Annotated in this window: 16 protein-coding genes; 6 read left to right on the top strand and 10 right to left on the bottom strand. The window is 68.0% G+C overall.

What is annotated here, in order from left to right; all coding sequences use genetic code 11:
- Positions 1–67 precede the first annotated feature (67 nt).
- Positions 68–484: a DUF3040 domain-containing protein gene (locus JJJ16_RS04870; protein WP_219751587.1), complete on the bottom strand. Its 417-nt coding sequence runs from the start codon at positions 482–484 to the stop codon at positions 68–70.
- 67 nt (positions 485–551) lie between these two features.
- The gene (gene dinB / locus JJJ16_RS04875) at positions 552–1,895 is read right to left on the bottom strand and encodes a DNA polymerase IV (RefSeq protein ID WP_219751588.1); all 1,344 of its coding nucleotides are present in this window, start codon (positions 1,893–1,895) and stop codon (positions 552–554) included.
- 29 nt (positions 1,896–1,924) lie between these two features.
- On the opposite strand from dinB, the gene JJJ16_RS04880 reads away from it, so the two are divergent.
- On the top strand, positions 1,925–2,764 hold the full coding sequence (locus JJJ16_RS04880; RefSeq protein ID WP_219751589.1) for a spermidine synthase: 840 nt from the start codon (positions 1,925–1,927) through the stop codon (positions 2,762–2,764).
- A gap of 58 nt (positions 2,765–2,822) precedes the next feature.
- On the opposite strand, the gene JJJ16_RS04885 is transcribed toward JJJ16_RS04880, so the two are convergent.
- The gene (locus JJJ16_RS04885; protein ID WP_219751590.1) at positions 2,823–3,899 is read right to left on the bottom strand and encodes a PAC2 family protein; all 1,077 of its coding nucleotides are present in this window, start codon (positions 3,897–3,899) and stop codon (positions 2,823–2,825) included.
- 173 nt (positions 3,900–4,072) lie between these two features.
- On the opposite strand from JJJ16_RS04885, the gene JJJ16_RS04890 reads away from it, so the two are divergent.
- From JJJ16_RS04890 to JJJ16_RS04900, 3 genes are all read left to right on the top strand, one after another.
- Positions 4,073–6,346: a HelD family protein gene (locus JJJ16_RS04890; RefSeq protein WP_219751591.1), complete on the top strand. Its 2,274-nt coding sequence runs from the start codon at positions 4,073–4,075 to the stop codon at positions 6,344–6,346.
- Positions 6,347–6,405: 59 nt separating this feature from the next.
- Positions 6,406–7,611, top strand: coding sequence for a phosphoglycerate dehydrogenase (gene serA, locus JJJ16_RS04895; RefSeq protein WP_219751592.1), 1,206 nt, complete (start codon positions 6,406–6,408; stop codon positions 7,609–7,611).
- Positions 7,612–7,696: 85 nt separating this feature from the next.
- The gene (locus JJJ16_RS04900) at positions 7,697–9,724 is read left to right on the top strand and encodes an AMP-binding protein (RefSeq protein WP_219751593.1); all 2,028 of its coding nucleotides are present in this window, start codon (positions 7,697–7,699) and stop codon (positions 9,722–9,724) included.
- A gap of 70 nt (positions 9,725–9,794) precedes the next feature.
- Here JJJ16_RS04900 and nrdR read toward each other — a convergent pair whose 3' ends face one another.
- Both nrdR and JJJ16_RS04910 read right to left on the bottom strand, forming a co-directional pair.
- Positions 9,795–10,382: a transcriptional regulator NrdR gene (gene nrdR, locus JJJ16_RS04905; protein WP_219751594.1), complete on the bottom strand. Its 588-nt coding sequence runs from the start codon at positions 10,380–10,382 to the stop codon at positions 9,795–9,797.
- A 56-nt stretch (positions 10,383–10,438) separates the two neighbouring features.
- Positions 10,439–10,903, bottom strand: coding sequence for a LysM peptidoglycan-binding domain-containing protein (locus JJJ16_RS04910; protein ID WP_219751595.1), 465 nt, complete (start codon positions 10,901–10,903; stop codon positions 10,439–10,441).
- Between the two features lie 186 nt (positions 10,904–11,089).
- Here JJJ16_RS04910 and lexA point away from each other — a divergent pair, with 186 nt between their 5' ends.
- On the top strand, positions 11,090–11,770 hold the full coding sequence (lexA, locus tag JJJ16_RS04915; RefSeq protein ID WP_219751596.1) for a transcriptional repressor LexA: 681 nt from the start codon (positions 11,090–11,092) through the stop codon (positions 11,768–11,770).
- Positions 11,771–11,832: 62 nt separating this feature from the next.
- Here lexA and JJJ16_RS04920 read toward each other — a convergent pair whose 3' ends face one another.
- The 3 genes from JJJ16_RS04920 to hflX form a co-directional block, all read right to left on the bottom strand.
- Positions 11,833–12,822 carry an L-lactate dehydrogenase gene (locus JJJ16_RS04920; protein ID WP_007587840.1) on the bottom strand — a complete coding sequence of 330 codons (990 nt, stop codon included), beginning with the start codon at positions 12,820–12,822 and terminating at the stop codon, positions 11,833–11,835.
- Between the two features lie 101 nt (positions 12,823–12,923).
- Positions 12,924–14,864: an ATP-dependent DNA helicase gene (locus JJJ16_RS04925; protein WP_219751597.1), complete on the bottom strand. Its 1,941-nt coding sequence runs from the start codon at positions 14,862–14,864 to the stop codon at positions 12,924–12,926.
- On the bottom strand, positions 14,861–16,393 hold the full coding sequence (hflX, locus tag JJJ16_RS04930) for a GTPase HflX (RefSeq protein ID WP_219751598.1): 1,533 nt from the start codon (positions 16,391–16,393) through the stop codon (positions 14,861–14,863). The genes JJJ16_RS04925 and hflX overlap by 4 nt, the downstream gene beginning before the upstream one ends.
- A gap of 85 nt (positions 16,394–16,478) precedes the next feature.
- Between hflX and JJJ16_RS04935 the strand changes: the two genes are divergently transcribed.
- Complete coding sequence (locus JJJ16_RS04935; protein WP_219751599.1) at positions 16,479–17,093, top strand: class I SAM-dependent methyltransferase; 615 nt, start codon at positions 16,479–16,481, stop codon at positions 17,091–17,093.
- A 69-nt stretch (positions 17,094–17,162) separates the two neighbouring features.
- Here the strand turns inward: JJJ16_RS04935 and dapF are convergent, their stop codons facing one another.
- Both dapF and miaA read right to left on the bottom strand, forming a co-directional pair.
- Positions 17,163–18,086, bottom strand: coding sequence for a diaminopimelate epimerase (gene dapF / locus JJJ16_RS04940; protein WP_219751600.1), 924 nt, complete (start codon positions 18,084–18,086; stop codon positions 17,163–17,165).
- A gap of 47 nt (positions 18,087–18,133) precedes the next feature.
- Positions 18,134–19,123 (bottom strand): tRNA (adenosine(37)-N6)-dimethylallyltransferase MiaA, encoded by a 990-nt coding sequence (miaA, locus tag JJJ16_RS04945; RefSeq protein ID WP_219751601.1) that lies wholly within the window; start codon positions 19,121–19,123, stop codon positions 18,134–18,136.
- Positions 19,124–19,146: the final 23 nt, after the last annotated feature.

The raw sequence follows: 19,146 nt of genomic DNA on the forward strand, positions 1-19,146 counted from the left end.
GGAGCACACTAAAGCGGGGCGAGCCGGCTAATCCGGCTCGCCCCGCTTCATCAGTCGTATGGAACGCCTAGTCGTTGCCTCGACGGTCGTCCCAGCGGCGCTCCTGATCCTGGATGAAGGAACTCCATCCGCTGCTCTTGTCTGCGACACGCGCGGACGATTCGTCGGCCGACTCTGACGACGATGCTCCCGGTCGCGACAGGGCGTAGAGGATACCGGCGACCGTCAGCGCGAAACCGGCGACCCCCAGGAGGATCGAAAGGATCGAGTAGCCCAGGGACACGGCGGCGACCAGGACAACCATGCCCAGGACCGCTCCGGTCAGGCCCAGCGCGATGCGACGCGGCGCGCGCGGTCCACGAGCCGGCTCGGCTTCCTCCTCGGCCGCGGGGGCGGACATCTGAGAGGCCAACGCCGGGTCTTCCTCGCGCAGGGAAGCTTCCATCTGCTCGAGGATCTTCTTCTCGTACTCGGTGAGAGCCATTGGGTGCCCCTTTCGGACGGTGGTGTCCTCAGCTTAGCGCGTGTGACATGCCTGAGACGAACTGGCCTTACAGGAGCGTTCCCTGCGTGGGCTCTTCGTTGCCGTGGCCACTCCCCTGCCCGTGCGCCGGAGCGCTGGGGCCGGCGGGAGGAGCCCCGGCCTCGTTGCTATCCCCACCGAAGGAGCGCCTGCCCGGCACCTTCTTACCCAGCAGCGTGGCGGGGGCGAGCGCGCCCACGCCAAACTTGTCACGGATCTGATCCATCGCACGCTCGGAGGCGGCGGGCCTCTCATCGCGGTCGAGCGTGACGGCGACGCCGCTCGAGCGCGCCTGCAGCCCCTCCACGCGCACGCCGAAGAGCCGCACTCCCCCGATGGGCATATCCTCGCGAGCAAACAGGCCCTGTGCCGCCTGCGCAATATCGCGCCCCGTGTCGGTGGGTGCCACGAGGCTCACGCTGCGCGTGATCGTATGAAAATCGGTGCCGCGCATCTTGATGCCCACGGTCCACCCCACGACCCCTCCGGCGCGCAGCCTGCGGGCGCAGTCGTGCGAGGCCGCCAGGATGAACTCTTCAATCTCGGCCCGCGAGCGCACATCCTCCTCGAAGGTTCGTTCCATGCCGACCGATTTCTCCGCGCGGGTGGGGGCGACGGGACGCGGGTCGATGCCCCACGACAGGTCGTGTAGGTGGTGGGCGGAGGCGACGCCAAGGAGCTTGGTGAGGCGCGTCAGTGGGGCGTTGGCGAGGTCCCCGATCGTGTCGATCCCCTCCCGATCGAGGATCGCCGCGGTCTTTCCCCCAACTCCCCACAGTGCTCCAACGGGCAGTCCATGGAGGAAGTCGACGGTGGCCGCCTGCGGGATGAGGAGCAAGCCGTCGGGCTTGGCATGCGAGGAGGCGATTTTGGCGACCGACTTGGTGGCGGCAATTCCAACGGATGCGGGCAGCCCGACGGCTTCGCGGATACGCGCGCGGATGAGGCGAGCGATCTGGGTGGGTGATCCCAGCCTGCGGCGCGCCCCGGAGACGTCGAGGAAGGCCTCGTCGATGGAGACCTGCTCGAGGTCGGGGGTGACGGTGGCGAGAATCGCCATGACCTGGCGGGAATAGCGTTGATAGAGGCCGTGGCTGCCGGGGACGAAAGCCGCGTGGGGACACAGGGCACGGGCGCGAGAGGTGGGCATGCCGGCGCGCACGCCCAGGGCGCGGGCCTCGTAGGTGGCGGAGGTGACGACTCCGCGTCCGGACGTGCCGCCCACGATGATGGGGCGGCCGATGAGGCTCGGGTTCTCGCGCATTTCGACCTGGGCGAAGAAGGAGTCCATGTCGACGTGCAGGATCGGCGTGGCGCTATCGTCCGATCCCCAGTCGCGTTTGGCGCGCGCGTCCCTGGGAGCGTTTGACATGTCACCTCCTGTGCCCGTGGGCGTCGTCCATGGTTACAGTGTCCACCATGGCACGCTCATCTTCGTCACGCGACATCTCCTTCGACACGGATTTCGGTCCGGCCCGTATCCGCTGGGACGGTCCGCGCGCGACGCTATTCCTGGGCGACGTCGAATCGTCCGCGGTCGATACGTCGGACCCCACGTACTTGGAGTTCGAGTACATGCAGCATATGGACGCCGTCGTGTCCTCTCTGTGGGGCCCCCAGGATCGTTTCCGCGCGCTCCACGTGGGTGGAGCGGCCTGCGCACTGGCCTGCGCATGGTCCTCGTCTCGCCCGAATTCGCGCCACGTCGCCGTAGAGGTCGACCGTCTTTTGGCCGAGCAGGTGCGTGAGCATTTCCCCATTCCCAAGGCCCCGCAGGTCAAGATCCGCGTGGGCGATGGGCGCGCGGTCCTCGACGGGGCGCGCGAGGGTTCTTTCGACGTCATCGTGCGCGATGCCTTCGCGTCGGGCGTGACTCCCGATCATCTGCGCACGGTGGAGTGTGCCGACCGGGCACGGCGCGCCCTGGCGGCCTCGGGGGTGTACCTCGTCAATTGCGCGCACGGAGGCCCTGCCAACGCGCGTCAGGACGTGGCCGCCCTGCAGGAGGTGTTCCCTTTCGTGGCCTCCATCCAGGACCCGAAGGTGGGGCGAGGGGGACGTCGCGGCAACGTCGTCGCCCTCGCGACTGCTGCCGACGTCGTGGACGTTGATCAGATCGACCGGGCCCTGCGCATGCTCGCTCTCCCGGCCCGCATTACGAGGCCGGCAGACTTGGCGCGCTGGGTGGCGGGCACTGCTGCGCTGACGGACGCGCAGGTGGGATACCCGCAGGCGGACTGACGCTCCAACGCACGGGTGAATCCATGCGCACGGGCGAACCGGGGTGCGTGGATAGAGCTCAGGCGCGGTGACGCGGAGACGAGGGGCCGGGACCGTGCCCGTTGCGACGCGCCTCGATGCGTGCGAGCACGTCCTCGATCGTGTCGGGCTTGGACGGTTCCTCGGATTCTTCGGTGCGCGGGGCGCGCTGAACGGACTCGATCTCCTCGTCCTGGGCGCGCGAGACCTGCGCCAGGTAGGCCTCGATGACGTCACCGATATCCTTCGGGGTCTTCTCCTCGCCGCCCGCCGACGGGCGCTGACCGAGTCCGGGCAGCGGGATCGCACCCTCCCCTCCGGTCCACGCGTCGAAGTGCTCCTCGAGGTTGGAGACCGTGTGCGAGATGTCGGGGTTTCCCTCTACGAGCTTGGCGATGTTCTCCTGGTCCTGCGCGGCCCCCTGCTCGAGGTCACCGACGGGCAGAGACAGATCAGCGAACTTCGCGAAGGAGGTGAGCAGGGCCGAGGAGGCCGCCGGGTAGCCCGTGTCCGCCATGTAATACGGGACTGCGCCGAGCAGCGCCAGCCCGCCAATGCCTCGTTGCCCCATGCGGATCTGCATGAAGGTGGACAGCGGCGAAGGGAACTGCATGTGGTTCGAGATCGCACCAGACCCCGGGGGAAGCAGCGACGCGTCGGTGGCCTGCACGTGCACGGGCGTCGGTCGCGTGTGCGGCACGCCCGAGGGCACCCCGTGCAGCGAGAAGGTGATCTCGACACCGGCGCGCTCACACAGCTCGTTGATCGCGTTCGTGAAGGACTCCCAGTGCGCATCCGGCTCCGCGCCGTGCAGGACCAGGATCGGGTTGCCCATATCGTCTTCGACGAGGTCAAGAACGGTCTCCGGCATCACCATGTCCGGGGAGGACACCCAGTTGTCCACGGTCACGATCGGGCGGTGCGAACGGTAGTCCATGAGCGTGTCCGCATCGAAGGTCGCGACCCGCTCGTTGTGCAGGGAGCGCAGGAGCTGGCCGATCGCCATGCGCCCTGCGGCGCCGGCGTCAATCGCCCCATCAAAGTGGATGAGGAGAATCTTCGCCTTCGCACCGGCGGCGGGCCCGTCGGCATACAGGTCAGTGGCGTTGATACTCACGTCTCCTCCTCATGCTGATTCTTCTGCCTCGTGTCTAACGTACCCGGGCAGCGCCCACCTCGTCACGCGGGAGATGGTTTTGAGCTTTCGGCGAAGTCGGCACACACCGCACATAGGAGAGCACGCGAGACGAAAGTAGGGAACAATAGAAGGCCCATAATCGAGGAGGACCCATGGCCACGAACGAGCACCGCGAGTCGTCGACCGACCTTCCGTTGCCCGAACAGGATTTCGTGGACAGCGCCTACGAACGCCTGGACGCTCTGCGAGCCTCATATCGGCAGCGTCAGGGGCGCATCCACTCGACCCACGGCGTCGGCAACGCCCAGGGATGGACCGAGCGCGAGGCCCTGTCGGCCCACCTCGGCGAAATGGCCGCGCGCCTCGAAGGCGTCGAGGAACGCCTCGTGTTCGGACGCCTCGACATGGCTGATCGTTCAACCCGCCACGTGGGTCGCCTCTCCCTGTCCCACGAGGACGGCACTCCCCTGCTCGTTGACTGGCGCGCACCCGCCGCACGCCCCTTCTACCAGGCCACCTCCGCCGAGCCGGACGGTGTCGTGCGTCGCCGCCACATCTCCACCCGTGACCGACGCGTCACCGGCCTCGAAGACGAGCTGCTGGACGCCTCCCGCGCTTCCGGACTGGAACTCCAGGGCGAGGGAGCCCTCATGCATGCCCTCAGCGAGGCCCGCGACGGCCGCATGGGCGACATTGTTGCCACCATCCAGTCCGAGCAGGACCGCATCATTCGCGCGTCCGACAAGGGCCTCCTGGTCGTCCAGGGCGGCCCCGGCACCGGCAAGACGGCCGTCGCCCTCCACCGCATCGCGTACCTGCTCTACGCCCACCGCGAGCGCCTCGAACGCTCGGGTGTTCTCCTCGTCGGCCCCTCGCGCCTGTTCCTGCGCTACATCGAGCAGGTCCTGCCGTCGCTCGGCGAGACGGGTGTCGTCTCGGTGACGCTGGGCGACCTGGTGCCGGGAGTGAACGCTCGCGTGAGCGAGGACGAAGCCGTGGCCCGGATCAAGGGCCTGCCCGCGTGGGCGAAGATCGTCAAGGAAGCCGTACGGGCGCTGGCCAAGCTCCCCGACAGCGACCAGGTGCTGCGCGTGTGGAACCGCGAGGTGACGCTCACGCGCGCCGACGTGGAGAGCGCGAGGCGGCGGGCGAAGCGCTCGGGCCGGGCGCACAACGTGGCGCGAGAGTCCTTCGCGCGCGAACTCATGGACGTTTTGGCCCTGCGCTTGGCGCGCGAGGCAGGGGACGCGGACTCCGAGGGCGGCGTCGACCCCGAGGTCAAGCGCTCCTGGCTCATCGAAATCCGCGATTCCGTGGACTGCCGACGTGCGATCAACACAGCGTGGATGCCGACGAGCGCACAGACGCTGCTGCGCCGCCTCTACGCTCGTCCCGAGGTGTTGGCGGCGGCAAACCGCAAGGCCGGCTCCCCCCTGCGTCCCGACGAACTCGCTGCCCTCGTGCGCCCCCGCTCGGCGCCGTGGACGGTCTCGGACGTGCCGATCCTGGACGAGTGCGAGGAACTGCTCGGCCCCATGCCGTCGTCTTCCTCCTCGTCGCGCGAGGCCGACGAGGGAGCGATCGAGCGCGCCCGCGAGGCGATCGAGGCCCAGAACCTGGGCGGCGGCATCGTGACCGCCCAGATGCTCGCCGAGCAGGTGGCCGGGCAGGACACCTGGACGCCACTGTCCGAGCGCGCCGCCAAGGACCGCACGTGGGCCTACGGCCACATCGTGGTCGACGAGGCGCAGGAGCTCTCTCCCATGGCGTGGCGCGCCCTACTGCGCCGCTGCCCCTCCCGTTCGTTCACCGTCGTGGGTGACCTCGACCAGCGTCGCGGCTCCAAGCGCCCGCCCACGTGGGAAAAGGCTCTCGGGCCTGCGGCCCGCGCCCTGGCGGCCGAGTACGCGCTGACGGTCTCCTACCGCACGCCCGCGACCCTCACGACCCTCGCCGAAGGCGTCGTCGCCCGCGCCGGCGTCCCCGTTCTCTACCCGATGACTGCCGTGCGCGACGTCGAAGACTGCTACCGCGTCACCCACGTGGATGCGCCCGAGGATGCCCCGGCCTCGTCGAAGGACAACAGCCCCCTGTGGCGCGCCGTCGCCCAGGCCCAGCGCGAGGCCGAGGAACGCCTCGATCGCGAGGCGGGGACCTCCCGCGGCCGCATCGCCCTCATTGTCGGCAACGAACGCGCCCGCGCGTGGGGAGCCGACGTGGACGGCGAGACGGCCCTCTCCGAGCGTGTCAGCCTCCTGTCGGCCGTGGCCTCCAAGGGCCTCGAGTTCGACTCGGTCATCCTCGTCGAACCCGCGGAAATCCTCGGTGACGGCGTCGGCGACCTTTTCGTCGCCCTCACCCGCGCTACCCACGACGTGCACGTCATCCACTGCGCTCCCCTGCCCGCCGGCATGGAAGAGTGGTAGGAGCGACCACACCCTGACACCGCGTGTCCCTTTCGGCTCCCGTCTGCCATGATGGGGACATGACACGCGCACTGCTCCTGGAAAACCCGCACCACGTCGCCGACGATATTTTCGCCAAGTTCGGCATCGAGGTCACCCGCGTGACGGGCGCCCTGTCCGAGGACGACCTCATCGACGCGCTCGAAGGGGTGGACTACCTGGGCCTGCGATCCAAGACCGAGGTCACCGAGCGAGTGCTGCGCGCGCGCCCCGAACTCAAGGCCATCGGAGCCTTCTGCATCGGCACAAACCAGATCGACCTGGCCACCGCCACCGAGATGGGCGTCGCCGTGTTCAACGCCCCCTACTCCAACACACGCTCCGTCGTCGAGCTCGCAATCGGCGAGATCATCGACCTCTCGCGCCGCGTCACCGTCAAAAACTCGCGTCTGCACCGCGGCGTGTGGGACAAGAGCGCGGACGGCGCCCACGAGGTGCGCGGGCACACCCTGGGCATCATCGGCTACGGCAACATCGGCACCCAGCTGTCGGTTCTCGCCGAGGCCATGGGCCTCAACGTCATCTTCTACGACGCCGCCGAGCGCCTCGCCCTGGGCAACGCCACGCAGATGCCGACCATGGAGGCCGTCCTGCGCGAAGCCGACATCATTTCCGTGCACGTGGACGGCCAGGAATCCAACACGAACCTCATCGGTCGCGTCGAGTTCGAGCTCATGAAGCCCGGTGCCCTGTTCATCAACCTGTCGCGCGGGCACGTCGTCGACGTCGACGCGCTGCACGCGGCGCTCGTCTCGGGCCACCTGGGCGGCGCGGCCATCGACGTGTTCCCGGAGGAACCGCGCGCCAACGGCGACCCCTTCGACTCACCCCTGGCGACCCTCGACAACGTCATCCTCACGCCCCACATCGGCGGCTCGACGGAGGAGGCGCAGTACGACATCGGTCGCTTCGTGGCCGCCAAGATCGGCGAATACCAGGCCAGTGGCTCGACCGACATGAGCGTGAACCTGCCGAACTTGACGATGAACATCGGCAAGCGCTCGCGCTACCGCGTGCGCCTCATCCACCGCAACGTGCCCGGCGTCATGGCGCGCGTCAACCAGATCTTCGCCTCCTCCGAGGCCAACGTCGACGCCCAGATCCTGGCCACCGTCGACGAGGTCGGCTACGTGCTCACCGACATTTCGGCGGGCCTGGGGCGCGAGGCGCTCGAGGAACTGAGCCACCTGCCCGAAACTGTCCGACTGATCGCCACGCCGCTGTAAAACTGTCGCATTCATCGCGTTCCCAGCTGGTCAAACGAGGCATAACTTACGGTATCGTAGGGGCATCGTTCCCAAAGGAGGACAGATGGATCTCACGACGAAGCTGCGCGAGCTGTACGCACCGGGAGTCGCCTACAACATCGCGATTCCCGACCGTCCGATCCCGGACATGGTCCTGGAAGTCGCCTCCCGCTACCCCAAGCGCGCCGCGATTGACTTCTTCGCACGCCAGCTCACGTACGCGGAACTTGTTCAGGAGATGCGCCAGGCCGCGGGAGCCCTCCACCAGGCGGGCGTGCGCCCGGGTGATCGCGTCGCCCTTGTCATGCCGAACTGCCCGCAGCACGCCGTCGCCGTCCTGGGCACGATGCTCCTCGGTGCCGTCGTCGTCGAACACAATCCGCTTGCCCCCGCGGGCGAGCTGGAGGGCGAGTACGAGCGCCACGGCGCTCGCGTCACCATCGCCTGGTCGAAGTCCCTGGAGAAACTCACCTTCCTCGGGCGCGGCCACACCACCTTCTGCATGGACCTGACGACGGCTCTGCCCGCCGCCTCGCGCATGGCGCTCAAGCTTCCCGTCAAGGCGGCCCGCGAGAAGCGCGAACAGCTCTCCAGCCCGCGCCCGAGCTGGGCTCGCTCCTGGACGCGCGCCCTGCGCACCGCGACCCCATGGGGCGGCGACTGCCCGTCAACGATGGAGGACGTCGCTCTCCTCATTCACACGGGCGGCACGACCGGCGTGCCGAAGGCCGCCGCTCTCACGCACGCCAACCTCATGGCGAACGTCGAGGAATCAATCACGTGGGTCCCCGTGCTCCACGAGGGCGCGGAGGTCTTCTACTGCATCCTGCCCCTCTTCCACGCCTTCGGGTTCACGATTGGCTTCCTGGCGGGCCTGCGCATGGGGGCGACGATCGCTATGTTCCCCAAATTCGACACCGCGCTGGTGCTGGCCGCTCAGCGCCGGCTACCGTGCACGTTCTTCCTGGGTGTCCCGCCCATGTACGAGCGCCTGCTCGCGGCGGCGGAGGGCACGAACGCGGACCTGTCCTCGATCCACTTCTCGCTCTCGGGCGCAATGCCTCTCTCGGCTGAGCTGGCCGACCAGTGGGAGCAGGCCACCGGCGGCCTCATGATCGAAGGCTACGGCATGACGGAGGCCTCCCCGATCATCCTGGGATCACCCCTCGCTTCCTCGCGGGCACGCGGGGCGCTCGGCATCCCTTTCCCCTCCACCCAGGTGCGCATCGTCGATCCGGAGAATCCCTCCTGCGAGGTTGCCGATGGAGAAGTCGGTGAACTCATTGCCCGCGGACCGCAGGTGTTCTCCGGCTATTGGAACCAGGACGACGAGACCGCCGAAGTGTTCACCGAGGATGGCTGGCTGCGAACAGGCGACCTCGTTCAGGTGCGCGATGGCTTCATCTACATGGCGGATCGACGTAAGGAGATGATCAATTCCTCCGGCTTCAACGTCTACCCCACGCAGGTCGAGAACGCCGTACGTTCGATGCCGGGAGTTCTCGATGTCGCAGCAGTCGGCGTGCCGGCCGGCGAGTCCGGCGAGGATGTCGTTGCCGCCGTCGTCCTTGAGGCGGGTGCCTCCGTCACGCTCGCAGACCTGCGCAAGTGGGCGGAGAAGTCCCTGGCCCACTACGCGCTCCCCCGGCAGATCGTCGTCATGACGGAGCTGCCTCGCTCTCAGCTGGGCAAGGTCATGCGCAAGAAGGTCCGCGAGCAGATCATGGGTGCCCAGGCTGCCGCAACCGACGCGGTTGCCGGTGCGCGCGAGGCTGTCGCGGGTGCGCGCGGCGCCGTCTCCGAGGCCGTCGCCGAGGCGCGCGAGGCTGTCGCGGGTGCGCGCGGCGCCGTCTCCGAGGCCGTGGCCGAGGCACGCGAGTCCATGTCGGAGAGGGTGGCGGGCGCCCGAGAAAGCGCCTCCGAGGCAATGGCCGGAGCGCGCGATTCTGTCGCCGAGGCGATGGCTGGCGCACGTGAGACGGTCGCCGAGGCCGTCGCCGGGGTTCGCGCATCCTCCTCCGAGCAGTCTTCCGCGCCCACCGATGCATCCGATGCACCGGCACAGCGCCACGAGGAGGCGGACGAGGAGTAGTCGTCCCACCACCGTCACAACGATGATGCCCGGCCCCTTCGCGGGACCGGGCATCATTCGCACACGTTGATTAGTCGTCTCCCAGCAGCGTCGGGGCGTTGGAGACGGAGCGCTTGCGCGCAGCACGCGCCTTGCGAGGCTTCTTCGCGGGCGTGGGAGCCGCGGGTTCGACGTCCGCGTGGGCACCGGCCTCGGACACCATGTCACCGCCCTGCGCACGCTCACGCAGCGCCTGAATGGCCTGCTCGAAATCATCAAGGGTGTCGAACTGACGATAGACGGAGGCGAAGCGCAGGTAGGCGATCACATCGAGGTCGCGCAGGAATGGGAGGATGGCTTTGCCAACTTCGTTCGTCGACACGTTGGAGACGCCGGTTGAGCGCAGCTGCTCCTCGACCTGCTGAGCAAGAATCGCGAGCTGATCATCCGAGACCGGACGCCCCTGACAGGCCTTCTTAACACCCGACACAACCTTGTTACGGGAGAAAGACTCGACGACGCCGGAGCGCTTGACGACCTGGAACGAGGACGTTTCGAGGGTAGTAAAACGCTTCTTGCAGTGCGTGCACTCACGCCGACGCCGGATCGAGGCGCCGTCGTCCGCGATGCGCGTATCAACGACGCGCGAATCCGGGTTATGACAGAAAGGGCAGTGCACCCCTCAACGGTACACGCTCAGACCCCCATCTGTCACAGGAGTCCCACGCGTCACCGTCAGCGAACGGGCACGAGGATCCGCTGCCCGGGCTGCAGGGCCCCCTGAACGTCATTCATGCGCTCAATGTCAGCGACAACCTGCTCGAGCGGACGATCCGTCTTGACATTCTGAGCCAGCGACCACACGGAATCACCACTCACAACCGCCTTCGTCACCGTCGGACCGTCGTAGGCTGCGGGCTGGATGGCGAGACCAAGGGCACCGGCCCCCACGGAGAGAACGACCGTCGCGAGCGCGCCAGCGATAATGCCACGACGAGAGGAGCGGGTGCGACGACGCGGAGCTGCAGGAGCCCGCAGGTACGAGGGATCATCAACGCGCTGGGCCTCGACGCGACGACGCGCGGACGGAGCGGTAGAGATGTCACGAACGGTCGCCAGCGGCGCATCCTCCACGGCGCGAAGCGGGGAGCGGCGCGCAGGGAACGAGACGGCAGTCTTCGTCGCAAAGGGGACACTCATGAGAACCTCCAGAAAACTCAATCGAACATCTGTTCGTCGAACACTTGTACGATAGCACGCTCTATGGCCAATGTCGAGACCCACTCGAACATATGTTTCATTTTGCGCGAAATCGGCTTATCCTTGACGTATCTAGTGGACGCCCACCCATGCACATTTGCGTCCACCCCGATGCGAAGGAGAGCCATGACCGAGCGTTCGATCAGCGATCGACACCGCGCGATCTTGCGAGTTATCAACGAAAAGCTGGCATCCAGCGGCTTCCCTCCGTCTGTGCGCGAGATCGCATCTGCAGTCGGTTTGGCATCCCCCTCTACGGTGAAGCATCACCTTGATGCACTTGAGGCTGACGGCTACCTGGTGCGCGAGCCCGGCCTGCCTCGCGCCCTCGACCTCACCGATCGGGCGCGCGCCGAGCTCGGCATCGCCCCTTCATCGCAGCCGTCTGAGAAGGTTGTTCGTATCGAGGTCCCCGTCTCCCACGTCGAGGAAGAAGGCACGGCCATTCCGCTCGTTGGACGCATCGCTGCGGGTGCCCCCATCACGGCTGAGCAGCACGTGGAGGATGTCTTCCGTCTTCCCACGTCTATGACCGGACACGGCGATCTGTTCATGCTCGAGGTGAGCGGCGAGTCGATGGTCGATGCGGGCATCTTCGATGGCGACTACGTTGTCATCCGCTCGCAGAACGAGGCCCGCAACGGAGAATTTGTCGCCGCCATGATCGACGGCGAGGCGACGGTGAAGGAACTGTCCGTGACGGGCGGTCACGTCTGGCTCCTGCCCCACAACGCAGACTACTCCCCCATCCCGGGTGACGACGCCACCATCCTCGGCAAGGTCGTCACCGTCATTCGTTCACTCTGACGTACCACATAAGCGAGTGGCGCCACCCGGGGGGTGGCGCCACTCGCTTATGTGAAGGAGACTCAGAAGCCCAGGTCGCGGGCAACCTGACGCAGACGCTGGGCCGAGGCGGTCAGACCGTCGCGCTCGTTGAGCGTGAGCGGCGGGTTAAGGACTCGTCCGGCGCCGTCGCGGCCCACGATGGTCGGGGCAGCCATGACGACGTCCGAGATGCCTTCCCAGTCCTCAAGCAGGGTCGAGATGGTCAGGACTCGCTGCTCGTCACGCAGGACAGCACCCGCGATGTTCGCGGCGGACAGGCCGATCGCGTAGTTCGTCGCGCCCTTGCCCTCGATGATCTTGTAGGCACTCTGGACGACCTCCTGCGCGATCGAGTTGCGCAGAGCCGAGTCGAAGACGCCGCCGGACAGGGTCGGGCCCCACTGCGACAACGGGACGTTGCCGATCTCGGCGCTAGACCACAGGGCAACCTCGGAGTCGCCGTGCTCACCCGCCACGTACGCGTGGATGTTCTGGGTGGCCACACCGGTCTCGCGCGAGACCAGGTAGCGCAGACGGGAAGTGTCGAGCACAGTGCCCGAACCGAAGACCTGGTTGCGGGGCAGGCCCGTGAGCTTGAGTGCCACGTAGGTGACGACGTCAACGGGGTTCGTGACGAACATGAAGCGGGCATCCGGAGCCACATTCTGCAGGTTCGGGACGATCTTCTTCATCAGGTTCACGGTCGAACCGGCCAGCTCCAGGCGGGACTGCCCGGGCTGCTGCTTCGCGCCAGCCGTCACGATGATCAGGTCGGCACCACGAACGATCTCAACGTCGTCCGATCCCTCGATCGAGCCGGCGGGCGTGAACTGGATGCCGTGGGCCATGTCGAGGGCCTCGGCCTCCACCTTGGCCTTGTTGATGTCCTGAAGGACGATCGAACGGGCGTCGCCGCGCATCGCGCAGGCGTACGCAACGGCCGTACCGACGGCACCGGCACCGATGATAGCGATCTTGGAGGGACGTCCGGAGGACTTTGACGGGTACAGGGTCTGGGCTTTATTTTCCACGAGTGTCTCCTAGAGTCTGGGGCATGTCCATTCTCTCAGATGAGAGCCTCACCGCGCCCGTTAACTGTGCGACGTTTTACACGCTCAGAGGCCGCTCACCCCTACTGGTCACGCACCGTGGAGAGGCGTCGCAGGGCGCCGCGCACAACCTCCGGATCCGTCGTCGGCCACATGGCGGGTAGGGAACGCATGATGAAGCCGCCGTAGCGCTTAGTTACCACACGCGGATCGAGGATCGCCACGACTCCCCGGTCGTCGGTCGAGCGCAGGAGGCGCCCCACGCCCTGGGCCATCATGAGCGCCGCATGCGTGAGGGACACCGACACGAAGCCGTTCCCTCCCCTGCGCTCGACATCCATCGAGCGGGCACGCGAGACGGGATCATCCGGGCGTGGGAACGGGATCTTGTCGATGACGACGAGGCGGCAGGCATCCCCCACGACGTCGACGCCCTGCCACAGGGACATCGTGCCCACCAGGCACGAGTCGCGCTCCTCCCGGAACCGCTGGATCAGCTGCGCCAAGGTCTCTTCGCCCTGCAGGTAGACGGTCAGGTCCGTGCGCTCGCGCAGAGCCTGCGCTCCCGCCATCGCCCCACGTCGCGACGCGAACAGAGCGAGCATTCCACCACCCGAGGCCTGCGCCAGCTCCACGAGCTCGTCGAGCAGCTCATCGGAGGGGCCGTCTCGTCCCGGCAGCGGCAGGTGGGTCGCCACGTAGCGGATGCCCTGGCGACCGTGATCAAAGGGAGATCCGACGTCAATGCCGTGCCAGGGCACCCCAGAGACCGCCATGCCGGCCTGGGCGGCCATGAAGTCGAAGTTCCCGCCGAGCGCGAGGGTCGCCGAGGTGAGGATCGCGGGTCGCTCACCGATGCCGGTGCCACCGATCGCAGCCGACACATCAAGAGGCCCGACGGTCAAGCGCGCGTTGTCCGATTCGTCCTTCGTAATGTAGGCGATCGACTGGTCGGGGTCTCGTCCCCACGCATCGAGAGCGCCGATCAGCTCGTCGATAGCGGCGCGGGCCAGGAGCTTGGCGGCGGGTTCTCCCTGAGCCTCGGAGACCTCGTGACTGGCACGACGGGCCACGCCGTCCAGCACGATCATCGCGTCGACGAGGGCGCTCGGACGATACTCGAGCAGCCCCGCCTCCAGGGGAGCCATGGCCGCGCCCAGCCCGGCTCCGGCCTCGTCCAGGTCGGTGGAATCGATCGAGAGATTCGAGCGCAGGGAGCGGGCCACACGGCTCACGCGGGCGACCGTCAGGTCGGCCGCAGCCTGGGAGCGCACGCGGTCGGCCAGCTCGTGGGCCTCGTCGATGACGACGGCGTCGTACTCGCCGAAGAGTTCGCCCTCACCACACGCGTTGATGCCAAAGAGAGAGTGGTTCGTGACGACGACGTCCGCGTCCGCGGCCTCCAGGCGTGCCGCCTGCGCGAAGCACTCGTCGATGAGCGGGCAGTGCTTGCCCAGGCACTCGGGTTTAGCAACGGATGCGTGGTGCCAGGCTCGATCCGAGACGCCCGGAACCAGGTCGTCACGGTCTCCCGTCGTGGTCTCGCTGATCCACTCGCGGATGCGCAGGATCTCCTTGCCGAGCTCGCCCGTCGGGCCGACGCTCATGTCCCGGTCCTCGAACAGCGTGCCCTCGGTGGGGTACCCGCCGTCCAGCTTGTGTAGGCACGCGTAGTTCGACCAGCCCTTGAGCACCGCAACCTTCAGGCGCGCGCCCGTCGCCGAGGCGACCGCGTCGACAACCACCGGCGCGTCCTTGACGAGGATCTGGCGCTGCAGCGCGAGCGTCGCCGTCGAGACAACCCCTCGTACTCCGTTCGTCGCGCAGTACGTCAGCAGCGGCACGAGGTAGCCCACGGACTTGCCCGTTCCTGTGCCCGCCTGCACGAGGAGATGCTGGCGGTCCTCCAGGGCCGCGGCGCCTTCGGCGACCATCGAGGCCTGCCCCTCGCGCGGGGACCCGCCCATCTGGGCGACGACCGCGTCGAGGACGCGACCCGAGGCCTCGACCAGGTCCGCGCTCACGCTCCGCTCACCGCCGCGTCACCCACGGTGCCGCCCACCGCCTCGCGGGCGATGACGGCGGCCAGGGCCTCGTCGACGCGCGCGACGATACGCGTGCCCGCCTCCACGTACTCCTCGCGCTCGACGTCGCCCTCCTCGTGGATGCGGTGCACGAGGGAGCCGGCCGAGTACGGCAGGATCGCATCGACGGCCACGCGAGGCCGGGGCAGCATGTCTTCGAGGGCCACGCGCAGCGCCTCCACGCCCCAGCCCGTGTGTGCGCTCAGCGGAACAGCGTTCGGGAATACGGTGCGCAGCAGCGCGATCTGCTCGGGCGAGGCAAGGTCGGCCTTGTTCAGCGCGATCAGCTCCGGGATCTCTGAGGCGCCCTCGATCGTGTCGATGACCGCGCGCACGGCCTGCACCTGGGAGACCGGGTCGGGGTGGGCGGCGTCCACGACGTGCAGGATAATGTCGGCCTGGCCGACCTCCTCCAGGGTCGAGCGGAAGGCCTCGACCAGCTGGGTGGGCAGGTTGCGCACGAAGCCAACCGTGTCGGTGAGGGTGTACTCGCGACCGTCGGCGGCACGCGCACGGCGCACCGTCGGGTCCAGCGTCGCAAACAGCGCGTCCTGGACCAGGACACCCGCGTCCGTCAGGCGGTTGAGCAGCGTCGACTTGCCCGCGTTCGTGTACCCGGCGATGGCCACCGACGGCACTGCCCCGCGGCGGCGCGAATTGCGCTGGGTGCGACGGGCGGGTTCCATGCGCGCGATGTCCGCGCGCAGCTTTGCCATGCGCGTGCGGATGCGGCGACGGTCCAGCTCGATCTTGGTCTCACCGGGGCCGCGAGAGCCGATACCCGCGCCGCCCGCGACGCGGCCGCCGGCCTGACGGGACATCGACTCACCCCAGCCGCGCAGACGCGGCAGCAGGTACTCGAGCTGCGCGAGCTCGACCTGCGCCTTGCCCTCACGGGACTTGGCATGCTGGGCGAAAATGTCGAGAATGAGGGCCGTTCGGTCGACGACCTTGGCGTCGACGACGTCCTCCAGCCCACGACGCTGGGAGGGGGCCAGTTCCTCGTCAACGATGACGGTGTCGGCCTCGACGCTGCGCACGATGTCAGCCAGCTCGCGGGCCTTGCCAGACCCCAGGTAGGTTGCGGGGTCGGGCTTCATGCGGCGCTGGATGATGCCGTCGAGCACGCGCGAACCGGCGGTCTCCGCGAGCGCGGCCAGCTCGCGCAGCGAGTTCTCGGCTTCCTCCTCGCTCTGCGTGGTGCGCAGGCCCACGAGCACGACCTTTTCGAGTCGCACCTGGCGGTACTCGACCTCGGAGATATCCTCACGGTCGGAAGCGCCCGTGTCGACGCGGCGCGTGCCCGCACGAGCCTCGCGCTCGAGGGCACCCGCATCCTGGGAGGTGTCCTGACCCATCGTCGATGCGAGCGCCGTTCCCGAGCGCGCGAGGATACGCGCGACAACGTCGTTGACGCGCTGGTCGCGCTCCTCTTTCGAGGAGTCCGCACCTGTGTGGGTCGTGTCCATAACCGTCCTTTTCGTGGGGGCTTCTAGTGTCGCACGCGCCGCCCCCATCTGCGCCTGCGCGCGCGGGCGCGATAGGCTTTCTTCCGTGGACGAACAGTATTTCACCGACTCTTCCCCTGCGAGCGCGGAGGAGATCCGCACGATCGAGGTGAGCGCACGCGGCTTCGACCTGTCAATGCGCGTGTCGTCGCGCGTGTTCTCGGGTTCTAAGCTCGATCTGGGCACGCGTCAGCTCCTGGAGATCGCCCCGGACCTGCCCGAGGACGGGACCTTCCTGGACCTGGGCTGCGGGTGGGGTCCGATCGCGACAATCATGTCGTTGGAGTCCCCGCAGGCTGCCGTGTGGGCGGTGGACGTGAACTCTCGCGCGGTGGATCTGACGCAGCGCAACGCCCAGTCCAACGGGGCGAAGGGCGTGCGCGCACTCAAGGCGGAGGAGGCACTGACCGCCTCGCGGGAGTCGGACACGCAATTCGATGTCATCTGGTCGAACCCGCCCGTGCGCATCGGCAAGGACGCGATGCACGAGATGCTGCTGGCATGGCTGGGCAGGCTCGCCCCCACCGGCGTTGCCTACCTCGTCGTCCAGCGCAACCTGGGCGCGGATTCGTTGATCACGTGGCTGAACGGCCAGGGCTTCCAGGCCTCAAAGTACGCATCCAAGAAGGGCTTCCGCATCATCGAGGTCCGCCCCGCCTGACGCCCGCCTCTTCCTCGACGAGGCCTGGGCCTCGTCGCGCTCTCCGGCCCCGTTTTCTGGGGGCCGGGCTCAGGGCAGGCGGATCTCGGCGACTCGGGTCGCGGGTCCGGTGAGGAACACCGAGGCGTCCGTGATGCGGGGGTTCTCCCCCGACCAATCGATGACGCCGTCGAGGCCGACGATGACCGTTCCGCCCGGAATGTCGACGATCCACTGGGTGGGCGCACCCGGCCCGCGACGCAGTGCCGTGGCGAGGGCCGCCGCGCAGCATCCGGTACCGCATGCCTGGGTCTCCCCCACGCCTCGTTCCAGCACGCGCATCGCGATGTGCCCGTTCTCCCCGCCCGGCTCGGTCAGGTCGACGACCAGCTCGAGGTTCGTCCCCGCCTGGGGCGCCGGATCATAGGAGGGACGCTGGGCCTGCGGGATCTGGGAGACGTCAACGGTGGGCAGGAAAATCTCGCGCAGGGTCTCCTCGTCGGCAAGCTCGACGACCGTGTGCGGGTTGGGCATGTCCACCCAGATACCACCCAGCACACCGTCAACACCGGGAACTCGCACGTCGATCGTCTCGCGCGCCGGAGAGGCCGCTGGACCCATGTCGACACGGTAGCTCGCCCCCTGCCCCTCGTCCTCGGATTCGGGGGTCACGCGTTTGATGCCGCCGCGCGTGGCCACGTCCAGCGTCTGCCCGACCGGCAGATCCACGAGGCCCTCGCGGCGCAGGTGATCGACGAAGACGCGCACGCCGTTGCCGCACATCTCCGCCTTCGAGCCGTCCGCGTTGCGGTAGTCCATGAACCACACGCCGTCGCGTTCGACAGCCCGGATAAAGCCATCCGCGCCGATTCCGAAGGCCGGCGAGCACAGCGTCGCGACCTCGACCTCGCTGGGGTCGTAGTCGTCGTATTGGTCCGTGGCGACGACGAAGGAATTGCCGGCACCGTGGGCCTTGACGACGCGGGCGTGGGCGGGCAGCTGCGTGTTCATCATGGCTCCACCGTAGCCCCCGTCTCCCGGGCGTGCAGCCGCCGATCGTGTCACGAGCGTCCCAGGGCGGCCTCGGCCTCTCGCTGCGTCAGCTCGACGACGTGGCGCGCCACGGCCTCGTTCGAGTCAAAACTCCCCACGTCCAGCCAGTGCACGCGCGGGTCCGGCCGCAGCCACTTGACCTGGCGGCGCGCCAGCTGACGCGTGGCCAGCGCGATAGATTCCACGGCCTCGTCCTCGCTCATCTGTCCGTCGATAACCGCGAGCGCCTGGGCGTATCCCGTGGCACGGGACGCGGTCTTCGCCTCGCGCAGGCCCACATCGATGAGGGCACGCACTTCCTCGATGAGTCCGCCCTCCATCATGGCGCGCGTGCGCACCGCGATGCGCTCATCCAGCTCCTCCATCGGGCGGCGCAGCGCCACCATGAGCGAGGGCGCCGCGAACTCGTGGCGAGGCATGGACGCCGAATAGGGACGCCCGGTCAGCTCGATAACCTCGAGGGCGCGGATGATCCGGCGGGCGTTGTGCGGGTCGATGCGCTCGGCCGAGACCGGGTCGAGCTGGGTGAGGCGATCATGCAGGCCGCGCGAGCCCATCGGGCCCTCGGCTTCTTCTTCGAGTCGGGCGCGCACGGCCGGGTCCGTGCCCGGGAACTCGATGACGTCCAGGAGGGCGCGCTGGTACAGGCCTGAGCCTCCCGCGACCACCGCGACGCCCCCGCGCTCATGAATGCCCGCCACGTCGGCTCGCGCGTGTTTCTGGTAGGCGGCCACCGAGGCCTCGTCGCGAACCTCAAGCACATCGATCTGGTGATGGGCGATCCCTCGGCGCTCCTCCACCGGAGTCTTAGCCGTCCCCACGTCCATGCCTCGGTAGAGCTGCAGGGCGTCCGCGGAGACGATCTCGCCCGCGCCGCTCGCACCCAACGCACCCGGAAGCACGCAGGCCAGTTCCAGGGCCAGATCCGACTTGCCCGAGGCCGTGGGCCCCACAACCGCGCACACGACGTCCGACGCGCGCCTCACCGATGTCTCCATGGCCACCAGTGTACGGGTGCCTC

Origin of the sequence: Schaalia sp. ORNL0103 (assembly GCF_019429565.1) — a bacterium.
Lineage (GTDB): Bacteria > Actinomycetota > Actinomycetes > Actinomycetales > Actinomycetaceae > Pauljensenia.

What these genes read in the sequence shown, in the direction of transcription:
- JJJ16_RS04880 (WP_219751589.1), top strand. Translation starts at nt 1,925, where the DNA reads ATGGTTACAGTGTCCACCATGGCACGCTCATCTTCGTCACGCGACATC.
- serA (WP_219751592.1), top strand. Translation starts at nt 6,406, where the DNA reads ATGACACGCGCACTGCTCCTGGAAAACCCGCACCACGTCGCCGACGAT.
- dapF (WP_219751600.1), bottom strand. Translation starts at nt 18,086, where the DNA reads ATGATGAACACGCAGCTGCCCGCCCACGCCCGCGTCGTCAAGGCCCAC.
- JJJ16_RS04910 (WP_219751595.1), bottom strand. Translation starts at nt 10,903, where the DNA reads ATGAGTGTCCCCTTTGCGACGAAGACTGCCGTCTCGTTCCCTGCGCGC.
- hflX (WP_219751598.1), bottom strand. Translation starts at nt 16,393, where the DNA reads ATGGACACGACCCACACAGGTGCGGACTCCTCGAAAGAGGAGCGCGAC.
- JJJ16_RS04870 (WP_219751587.1), bottom strand. Translation starts at nt 484, where the DNA reads ATGGCTCTCACCGAGTACGAGAAGAAGATCCTCGAGCAGATGGAAGCT.
- miaA (WP_219751601.1), bottom strand. Translation starts at nt 19,123, where the DNA reads ATGGAGACATCGGTGAGGCGCGCGTCGGACGTCGTGTGCGCGGTTGTG.
- JJJ16_RS04890 (WP_219751591.1), top strand. Translation starts at nt 4,073, where the DNA reads ATGGCCACGAACGAGCACCGCGAGTCGTCGACCGACCTTCCGTTGCCC.
- lexA (WP_219751596.1), top strand. Translation starts at nt 11,090, where the DNA reads ATGACCGAGCGTTCGATCAGCGATCGACACCGCGCGATCTTGCGAGTT.
- dinB (WP_219751588.1), bottom strand. Translation starts at nt 1,895, where the DNA reads ATGTCAAACGCTCCCAGGGACGCGCGCGCCAAACGCGACTGGGGATCG.
- JJJ16_RS04900 (WP_219751593.1), top strand. Translation starts at nt 7,697, where the DNA reads ATGGATCTCACGACGAAGCTGCGCGAGCTGTACGCACCGGGAGTCGCC.